Raw genomic sequence first — 8913 nt, 5'->3', positions numbered from 1 at the left:
CATACGAACTTTTCAAAACAGGCGGTGGAGGTGTCGATCTTGAGATGTTTGCAGTTGGTATCGAACTTGTATTTGATTGGCGGTTGAGCGACCCTCAGGAGCCAACCCTGCCAGCAAAAAAATGCAGTAATGGCCAACGATAATATAAAAGCAGACTTTCGAAGGGGCAGTTTGGTGATTGCTGCAATGAACGGGATGCAGAACAGGAATAACCCGCCAGCTTTCATATACCCAGTGAAGTTCCATATGACGGTATCACCAAAGCACAGATACAGTAAGCAAAGCGTAAGCGTAAATGCCCCGGCAGTATTCCTTACAATATTGCCCTCAAGGACGGACTTCACAGGTTTTGTTTTAGCAATGACTAACAGCGTCCAGCCCAGCAGTATGGCGAACAGCGCAACGCCGATCCCGGCTATATAGGAATAAAATCCAGTTGGCGTATTTGGGTAATTTCCCTGAAGTCCTGAAACTAAATGAAGAAGGAGACTTTTTAGCGGTAGCCCGAGAACAGAGGCGCTTTGTTCGGCAGGCGTCTGGGTGAAATGCAGCCTGATGAAAGAGTGCCAGGCAACGAAGATAATGATTGGGCAGAGTAGGAAAAATAGATCTGTATAGGGTTTGATCGACTTTTGTTTGATGAGGCGATCTAGAATTTGCGCACCGAAGAATATCGCAGGAAACGCAATATAGGCCTCTCTCGACAAGCAAGCAAAGGTAGCGGCAATGGCGTAAACCAGATATTTTTTTTGGTAAGCCGACACCATGGCGATGATGAGCAATGCATCAGCTGCACCATCTGGAAGCCCGTTCAACAGTGTGATCTGGGTTCCCATGCCTACCGACCAAGGTAAGATCCAATAGGCCGGTACGCCTTCTTTTATGAAAAAATGCGCGGCTACTGCGGTCCCAAGCAGGATTAGTAAAAAGTGAGTCAGATAATAGATAAAGGGACTAACCCAATCCTGAAAAAGCACCAAGGAAAACAGTTTCGCCAGTATTGGGATGCCGACTCGCTGATAACGATAGGCATCGGCATCGATGTGGCTCGCAGTATCCTTTTGCGCGAATAAATCATTCGCGATGTAGTAGTAGAACTGACCGTCCCAGCCCGAGTTCCACTCGTCCAGATAGAGGGGGGTAACGCCGCGCTCTTTGATAGCTTCGGGCATGCCCCAGCGATCTGCCTGCATCAGGTAATGATCGAAGTTACCATTGAGGGGGCCTTTCACGTAGGTCGCCATGGTGTAGATACTCACCATGGCTGTCAGTAGCACGCATGCAATGATGGACAGATACTGTTGACCGGTCAGGCGCTTACTTGGTGTCATTTAAGCCTCTTCTATACTTCTCGGCGTCCCAGTCGATCAGTTCGGAGATTTGCGCGTCGGTCAGCGTCGACAGTTGTGCATCGTCATTCAATTTTGTCATTACGTCGTAATAGCAAATCAACTGCGCCATTTTTGCTTTGTTCATTGTCTCTCTGGCAAAGGTCCCCAGATCGCGGACAAAAATGACGTCCGGCAATTCCGATTCCTGCTCTAAAGCGGATTTCGCTTCTTCAAGCGATCCGAACAGCCGTGGATGTGGCCCAAGGAAAACAATGTGATCGGGATAAAGCGCCCAGTTGTCATGCAGACGGTCTACCAGCGATGGCGTGACGGCAACTTCATGGAGTTTGGTCACACCAATGGGGGAGAACTCGACGCCATTGGCCAGGCGTAGCGACGTATCAGGTGTGGTGACTGGGATGGATACCGTAGGTGTTGCAAAAAAATGAGTCAGGTATTCCAGGGTTTTACTGATCTCATCAATGTTGTCACCACCGATAATGACGCCGTGATTCTTCAGAAAGACCACGCGCGTGTTCGAGGTGCCATCCAGTTGGTTCGCAACGGCTTCCGCGAGTTCTGCGCCAGGTTTGCAGTATTCAACGGTACGCGCGTCAAGTGCCTTGTCCAGAGCGGGGTAGTTGATGTGATCGAAGTCTTTGCGAACCAGCTGGGCGAGTACTTCGATTGCATGCACGTGGACCACAATGCGATGGGGCATCAGCGCATGCAACAGTGTTTCAATCGAGGGCTTCAGTGGAGTGCTCTCGACCGTTTGTGGTATGACGGCATAGTCTCCACTTTTGAGCGCTGCAGTCAGGTGGTCGAGCTTTACGGGTACGAAGATATCTTTATCACCTGCGTCGGCCAACCAGGTTCCCGATGCCTTGATCCAGAGAACATTGTTCTCTTTCCAGGATACGTTCCCGCCAGCACCTTGCACGATCAGTGGGTCTTTACCGATTTCAGAGCAGAACTGACGAATCGATTCATGCAACCTCATTTTTCTCTCCCAGTCTGGAAATCAGGTGGCGCAACTCGCGGAACTCTGTAAACGCGGCGTCTGGTGCGTTTTCGTCCGTACCCAGCGGTGTGCCGGTATGGATCTTTTGCAGCGTCACGGCATTTATCTGTTCGCGGCCACCCCGGATGTCATTGATTGGGTTGTCGCCAATCATCCAGATGCAATCGCCTTTAGGGCGCATTTTTTCCAGGGCGATTTCGAAGGGGGCTGCGTGGGGCTTGTCGAAGCCGGCTTCTTCACTGGTCACGATGTAATCGAAGTAATGGTCGAGCCCGAAGTAGACCACCTTGCGAAACTGGATCTGGGCTGTCAGGTCGGTAACGATGGCAGTAGGGATGCCTAACAGTCTCAGATCGTCCAGCAGGTCTTTGACTTCATCGAACAGCACGGCATTGCTGAGGAAGGTTCGCCAGTAGGTCTGTTCGAAATCCAGGGCCAGTAGCACCTGAGAGCCCAGCCCCATGATCTCGAGCATGCGTTGCAGGTACAGGAGGCGACTATGGGAAGACGCGGTGTGTTTCAGGCGAGTCTTTACCTGCTGACGTGCTTCCTTGAAGGCGGCGTCAAACACTTCCGGTTTGATCGAGAATGTATTGACTACCTTATCCCTGACGGCTTGCTGCGCAGCGGCGTGCGCCGGATCGTAGGGGTACAGAGTATTATCGGTGTCGAACAGTATGGCGTCGGGGAGGCGATTGAACCGCTCTGGTGCAAAAATCTTCACTATATGAACCGTTTTGTCAGTGCTTGGTTGATATGGGAGAGGGTAATCAATTGCATTAACCCCATCACGCCGTCTTGCCACTCTGGCTTGAGGTCGAGGAATTCGAAGACTCGTGGGCAGATCATCCGCGCGGCCATTTCGATGTCCTGGGCCGACGTTTCGCCCTCTATGGTCAGCTCGACTTCAGTCGCGTCGTTACGTGTTGACATGTCGACATGCAGGCCGCAAACACCGACCAGAACTCGGGTGAGCGAAAGTTCGTTCAGGCCGTTGCGCGAGCGCGCCACGATCTTGAAGTGCAGAGGGTGGTTTTTGCTGGCCCCTTCCAGAATACGCGGATGGATGGGCTGCAAGGACAGCACTAGGTCTGCATAAGCTGCTTGTGGACGAATAAAGCGTGCCGAGTCCGGCTCTCTGCGTTCGAAGGAGGCCAGCACCTTCTCTTCGGTGTGCCCGCGCTGATGTACGTCGCGCTGAAGCTTGAAGTGGCGCCTCAGGCTTTCGTCGATATCGAGGTAGACACTCAGGTTGTAGCACTCACGAAGAATCGGCATATAGAGCGCGTGCAGGCCGCTGGCAATGACGAAGTCATTACTCTTGATCATGAAGGGGCGGCTCATGCGACCGGTTTGATGATCGTAATGCCGCGAATGGATATTCTTCGAATCGGTCAATGCCACCAGGTCATTGGCGAAGCCTTCAAGGTCGTTGGCCATGGGGTTCAAGTGAGTCATGACCTGCCACATCGGCTTCTGACGGTCCCACAAGTGGTAGTCATCACCGGAGAGGGTTGTGACCGAGTGGCCGCCAAACAGCCCTTTTATCGCATCCGAATAGGTATCCTTGCCCGCGCCAGAGTCGCCGGCCACGCCAATGACGAATGGCTTGCGGCTGAGACGGAAGTAATCGTTGCGGCTGACAGACTCTCGCCAGATTCGAATGGCCAGGACTACACCGGTCGCGACCATGGCGGTGTGGACCAACGACGACAGCTTGTCGCTGAACAACAATTGGCTGGCCGCTTGCGGCAGCCATGATGCCTGCTCGATGATCAGTTTGGTGTCCGGGGTTACCAGCAGAGCGCTTACCACATAGAGCAGCGAAAAAATCCCGGTGATAGCAATCGCAACCCGGTTGCTGGCTGCCTGATAGGCCACGAGGGATGGAATGGCCCAGATAAACCATCCCGGAGACGCCGGCGTCATCAGGACAACCAGCAGGAACACCATGCCGAGCATGGAGTGAAAGAGCTCGAAGTTCGGACGTTTGATCCGCCAGGCCGCATAGAGCATCAGCAGGTAGGCGAGGGGGACCACATACAGGGTGGTATCGCCGATGCTGAATGCCAGCTTGTAGACTTTGCCTATTTCCGGGTTGTTGAAGAGCATGCTGACGCCCGCGCTGGACAGCAGAAATGGCAGAACTGTCACGACGGCGCCTACGCTCAGACCGATCAGCAGGCGTGGCAGGTGCTGACGCAGAGGGCGGTTGTGTTGCAAGTAGATCAGGAAGAAAGGGAGTGCCAGCACCATGCTCAGCTTGGCTGAGATCGCGGTCACAAACACCAGGCCCGCCAAGATCAATCGCGCACGCTTGAGGAAGTAAAGCGACCCGGCAAGCAGAAGCACCGGTATAAGGTCGTTAAACCCGAGTACGTAACTGCCGACGATTACGATAGGCGACACCCAATACACCGCAATGAGCAATCGATCACGGTTGGGCACTATTTTTCGGAGCACTGTCAGGAGCAGGAAGTCTGCGCCTATTAGTGTCAGTCCATATCCGAGTATCAGGGGGAGCGAGAGCGCTTTACACAGCAACATCGCTGGCAGGAAAGCCGCCCACATGACATAGCCATAGGGGAATGCGTTGATTGCGCCACCTTGATCCAGCCATGTCCCCCACGGGTTCAGTGTCAGTATGTTGGTGCTGGTGTCCAGAAATGGCAGATACCACTCGGTCACCGGTGCAGGGGCTACCCATAGTACAAGCACAAGACGAAGCGCCAACCCGATCAGAAAGGTCGGGTGGCAGAAAAACTTTATATTCATGCGTTCGCAGCCAACGTTTCCCAGAGGTCCGGTCGTTTGGTGCAAACCGCTTCGGCAACAATATTCCGATCGGCCAATAGTTTCGCCAACATTGGAATCTCGGCCTCAGCATTACGGCCCTGGAGTTCCGGGGAGACGAGGCACAGTTTGAACCCCGCATCCTGCAGTCGCTTGGCGTCGTCATGGCTGAGTGGGAATTGGGTGAAGCAGTCGACCCACACCCAATCAACCTTGCCTGCCAGCGTCAGCGCCGTTTCGATCGATTCGAACTCGGACACACGGACGGCGCAACGGCGTTCGCCGGCTTTGGACCACTTGATCAGGAACGGAAAGGATTGATCGAGGAAGAAGTAATCTTCAATTCCTTTCTCTTTCATCAGCGCGATCAAGCGTGCTTCCAGGCCTTCTTCCTTGACGTTCAGAATCAGCGTGCCGTGCCGATAGTCGGCAATCCACTCATCAAACGATTCACCTGGCACGCAGGGGTCGTGGTGAATGATCAAGTCGTTACCGTAGCTGCGGATATCGACTTCAATGCCATATTTTTCTTCAGTAGCATTGAGTTCCTGGCGGGTGTTACGCCGATGCGATATGAGCTTCATGTCCTTAGACTCTTCTTAAGTTGCAAACTGAAATCGACAGTTCTGCGGATGAACTTCCGTTTCGCGGCCCAGTTCACGTTCCAATGCGAAACGCCATGGGCGCGCTCACCAAAATGCACAGCAAATCGATAAACTTTCAGCCCCTGAACATGGGCTTGGTAGTACGCATACAGATCAAGTGCAAAATCTGATGGTGCAGCCTGCCAGCGCTCAAAAAAAGCCTTGGAGAACATGGTGGGCTGCGCATTTATATCCCACATCGGTTTGCCGAGCAGAACCGTTTCGAAAACGCTCATGCCGAAGGTGAACACGACATCTGCCAATGGTCGGCCGAAGCGACGTCCTTTTACGAAAATGTCTGGCCCGTGCTGGTCAAAGAACGCCAGGCCATGCATGGCGTCCATTGGGTCGGTTTGCAGGTCTGCATGGGTCCAGCCGAGAATCTCGCCCTTGGCTGCACGCAGACCGGAAAGAATGCCGAAACCATAACCTTGATTGATGTCGACTCGAACGCTTCTGCATCCGGGATAGGTCGGCAAGAGACGCTCCAGAACCTGCGGGCTGTCGTCGGTGGAGCCATTGTCGACCAGAATCACCTCTACGCCAGGTTGTTCGACCAAGCCTTTGCAGCGTTCCAGCAGCAGCGGTAAATTGGCCGACTCGTTGTAGCAGGGGATGATGAGCGAAAACTTCATGACTTCTCCAGGTTGCTGGTCTTGAACACGAACAACTTCATTCCAAGGAAGTTGAGAACGGCCGATACACCCGTGGCAATCAAAAATGCAACCGGGACTGCAATGGACATTGTGCTGAGTAACGCCAGGCATCCGGCATTGACCAGAACGTTGGCGCTCAACGTGATTGCATACAGCAGGACGAAACGCCATACGCTGCCAGGTGCGTGCTCCTTGTGGCCGAAAGTCCACACCTTGTTGGCAAAGTAAGCAAACAGGGTGCCGGTCAGAAAGCCGGCCGCTTTGGCCTGGTCGACACTCATCCACCCAGTCCAGACCAGGCCGCGATAGGTCAGGAAGTCGATCAGGACAGTCAGCGAGCCTACGACCAGAAAGACTGCAAGCTCACGCTTGATCATGCTGCGGTGCCTGGTAATGCTGGCACCGTTGCTTGATAACGAGACTCGAGTTCGGCAACAGCGTCGCGCGGGATCCGACCATCGTTCTGCAGTCGATAAGGGTGACCTGCCCATTTGTGGAAACACGACTGCCAGTATTCGAACGTGCGCAGGTCATTCGGGGTGCCCCATGACAGGAAGCTGTCGACTTCGAACAGTTCGCAGTGCAGGCCCGATTCGATGGCATCATTAATTGTCGAGTCAATGTAGAACTCGCCATTGATACGACCATCACGCTGAACCAGTCGCGAAACCACTTGGCGGAAGTCTTCCGCGCGGCGGAATGTAAAGGTTCCCAGGACGATCGGATCTGTCGCCGGGGATTGCAGCGGTGTCTTCACGGAGATTTGACGAATCCGACCGTTCTCGGCATCAATCCAGCCAAACATTTGCGGATGGCGGACGGCATTTGCATGCCCCCTCGCGCCCCACACAATGACATCGACATCCGGATTGTCGATCAGGGCCTGAAATGCCTGCTCATCATAAAGGACACCATTGTCACAGGCGCCAAAGGTGATAGGGCCTTGAACATCCGCGACAGCACGCTCCAGAGCCTCCAGCCCGAGCAGCGCTGTGCAGGCTTGGCCTTCCGTTACTTGCGGGATTGTTTCAATCACAGTGCCAGCGAATACACGCTCGAGCTCTTTGGCGATCTCGGCGTAACCGGGCATGTCCTGGCGAAGAACGAAGGCATGGTGCTCGGCTTTGGGCAAGTCCTCAGTGGCCTGGGTAACCATGGGTTTGCCTGACACCGGGATCAGCGGTTTGGTCAGTGCATAACCCTCGTTTGCAAATCGTTGCCCCATTCCCGCCATCGGGATCACAAGAGCGCCTGTCGGGGAGGTCTGCGAACGTTTCGGTTGGCGGTTCATCGTTTCAAACGCTGCCGACCAGCCGTTGTATTCACGGACATCGTCCGGTGTACCCCACTGCATGAAGTGCTGGAGGGGGTATACCGCGACGGGTTGTTTTTCCGCCAGCAGAGGCTTGTAAGCCAGGCTGACGTAGTACTCGCCACCGACGTTGAGTTGCTGGTCCATCGTTTTGCGGAACGCTTCGCTCATGGTCTTGCCCGAGTCGAAATAGTAAGTCCCGCTGGATGCGAACTCCTCCATGCGATTGTCGGTGTAGGGTTGCTTCTCTTGAATGTCCTGCACCCAGCCCTGCGCTTCGCGGATATACGCATAGTTGGTACTGCCTAGGGTGTGCGGGTGAAAACCTTTGTAGGCCGGTATCGCACCAGCACATGCCGTCGTCTTCACGAACTGCTTGAAATGTTGCCAATCCCAGTAGCAGGTAAAATCGCAATAGTTAACGATCACCGGACTGTCGGGTTTTATCAGGTGCTCTACCTGACGTACGGCATGAATCGGACCAAGCTTATGAGCCGGAATGCCAATAATCTGACCGGTAGGGCAGTAATGTCGCAGGATGGAGGCCATGCGGTAATCAGGGTTGTCCAGGTGGTCCTGATTGCAAATAAAAATAAAATCCGTTTCACCCGGAAACATGTCAATGACATGCCCAATGATCGGTTTGCCGTCTATTTCAATAAGGGGCTTGGGCACTGCGTAACCGGCACGACGGAAGCGCTCGCCGAAACCTGACATTGGGATGATTATCTGCACAAAATACTCGTTTACGTACTGTGTTGACGTTAAAGTTGTGCACCGACAATGTGCCAACCGCGCGACCAAAGCAAAAAGTGGCATTTTAGTCCGAAGCTAGATGGAGCGTCACCTTTTTTACGGGTGTCTGGCCAATGTCGGACACCCGTACCTGGTGCTGTTCGGTTGATGCGGATTACAAGAGTCCGTGCCCTGCTAACCTCCCGTTTTTCAGGGGGTCGCGAAAACGTCCGGTCGAATGGGATCAGTGAAAGCTCCGTGATACTATTGACACGAATTTTTGCTCCGGCTGATCCTGCGGCAGCGGGGCAGGCCTTCCAGTTCAAATCCGGGAGATGCCGGTAAGTGTGGAAGTTCAGCAGCGCCTGGCAAGATCTACAATATTTGACACCTTGTCGACTTTTCTGAAAGTCCTTAG

General features: G+C 53.7%; 8 protein-coding genes. All 8 read right to left on the bottom strand.

Translation table 11 applies throughout. The features are described 5' to 3' along the window. Nucleotides 1-1331: hypothetical protein (locus J3D54_RS30310; protein WP_253426428.1), on the bottom strand; the 1331-nt coding region annotated here is incomplete at its 3' end. Beyond that, nucleotides 1318-2334 (bottom strand): class II aldolase/adducin family protein, encoded by a 1017-nt coding sequence (locus J3D54_RS30305; protein WP_253426425.1) that lies wholly within the window; start codon nt 2332-2334, stop codon nt 1318-1320. The genes J3D54_RS30305 and J3D54_RS30310, both read right to left, overlap by 14 nt. After that, complete coding sequence (locus J3D54_RS30300; protein ID WP_230174463.1) at nt 2321-3079, bottom strand: HAD family hydrolase; 759 nt, start codon at nt 3077-3079, stop codon at nt 2321-2323. The genes J3D54_RS30305 and J3D54_RS30300 overlap by 14 nt, the downstream gene beginning before the upstream one ends. Next, a complete protein-coding gene (locus J3D54_RS30505) occupies nt 3079-5043 on the bottom strand; it encodes a hypothetical protein (RefSeq protein WP_253426422.1) in 1965 nt (654 codons plus the stop codon). Before J3D54_RS30505 ends, J3D54_RS30300 begins: the two co-directional genes overlap by 1 nt. 83 nt (nt 5044-5126) lie before the next feature. Beyond that, a complete protein-coding gene (locus J3D54_RS30290; RefSeq protein WP_253426420.1) occupies nt 5127-5732 on the bottom strand; it encodes a phosphatidylinositol-specific phospholipase C/glycerophosphodiester phosphodiesterase family protein in 606 nt (201 codons plus the stop codon). After that, nucleotides 5729-6427, bottom strand: coding sequence for a glycosyltransferase family 2 protein (locus J3D54_RS30285; RefSeq protein ID WP_253426418.1), 699 nt, complete (start codon nt 6425-6427; stop codon nt 5729-5731). The genes J3D54_RS30290 and J3D54_RS30285 overlap by 4 nt, the downstream gene beginning before the upstream one ends. Beyond that, entirely contained in the window at nt 6424-6825 is a 402-nt protein-coding gene (locus J3D54_RS30280) for a GtrA family protein (RefSeq protein WP_253426416.1), read from the bottom strand. Before J3D54_RS30280 ends, J3D54_RS30285 begins: the two co-directional genes overlap by 4 nt. Then, nucleotides 6822-8495 (bottom strand): sugar phosphate nucleotidyltransferase, encoded by a 1674-nt coding sequence (locus J3D54_RS30275; RefSeq protein WP_253426414.1) that lies wholly within the window; start codon nt 8493-8495, stop codon nt 6822-6824. Before J3D54_RS30275 ends, J3D54_RS30280 begins: the two co-directional genes overlap by 4 nt. Nucleotides 8496-8913 lie beyond the last annotated feature (418 nt).

Origin of the sequence: Pseudomonas sp. GGS8 (genome assembly GCF_024168645.1) — a bacterium.
Classification (GTDB): domain Bacteria; phylum Pseudomonadota; class Gammaproteobacteria; order Pseudomonadales; family Pseudomonadaceae; genus Aquipseudomonas.
This window is presented reverse-complemented; position numbering and strand designations above follow the sequence as displayed.

Excerpts from the sequence above, each read along its gene's own strand:
- J3D54_RS30285 (WP_253426418.1), bottom strand. The coding sequence starts at position 6,427 with ATGAAGTTTTCGCTCATCATCCCCTGCTACAACGAGTCGGCCAATTTA.
- J3D54_RS30280 (WP_253426416.1), bottom strand. The coding sequence starts at position 6,825 with ATGATCAAGCGTGAGCTTGCAGTCTTTCTGGTCGTAGGCTCGCTGACT.
- J3D54_RS30290 (WP_253426420.1), bottom strand. The coding sequence starts at position 5,732 with ATGAAGCTCATATCGCATCGGCGTAACACCCGCCAGGAACTCAATGCT.
- J3D54_RS30305 (WP_253426425.1), bottom strand. The coding sequence starts at position 2,334 with ATGAGGTTGCATGAATCGATTCGTCAGTTCTGCTCTGAAATCGGTAAA.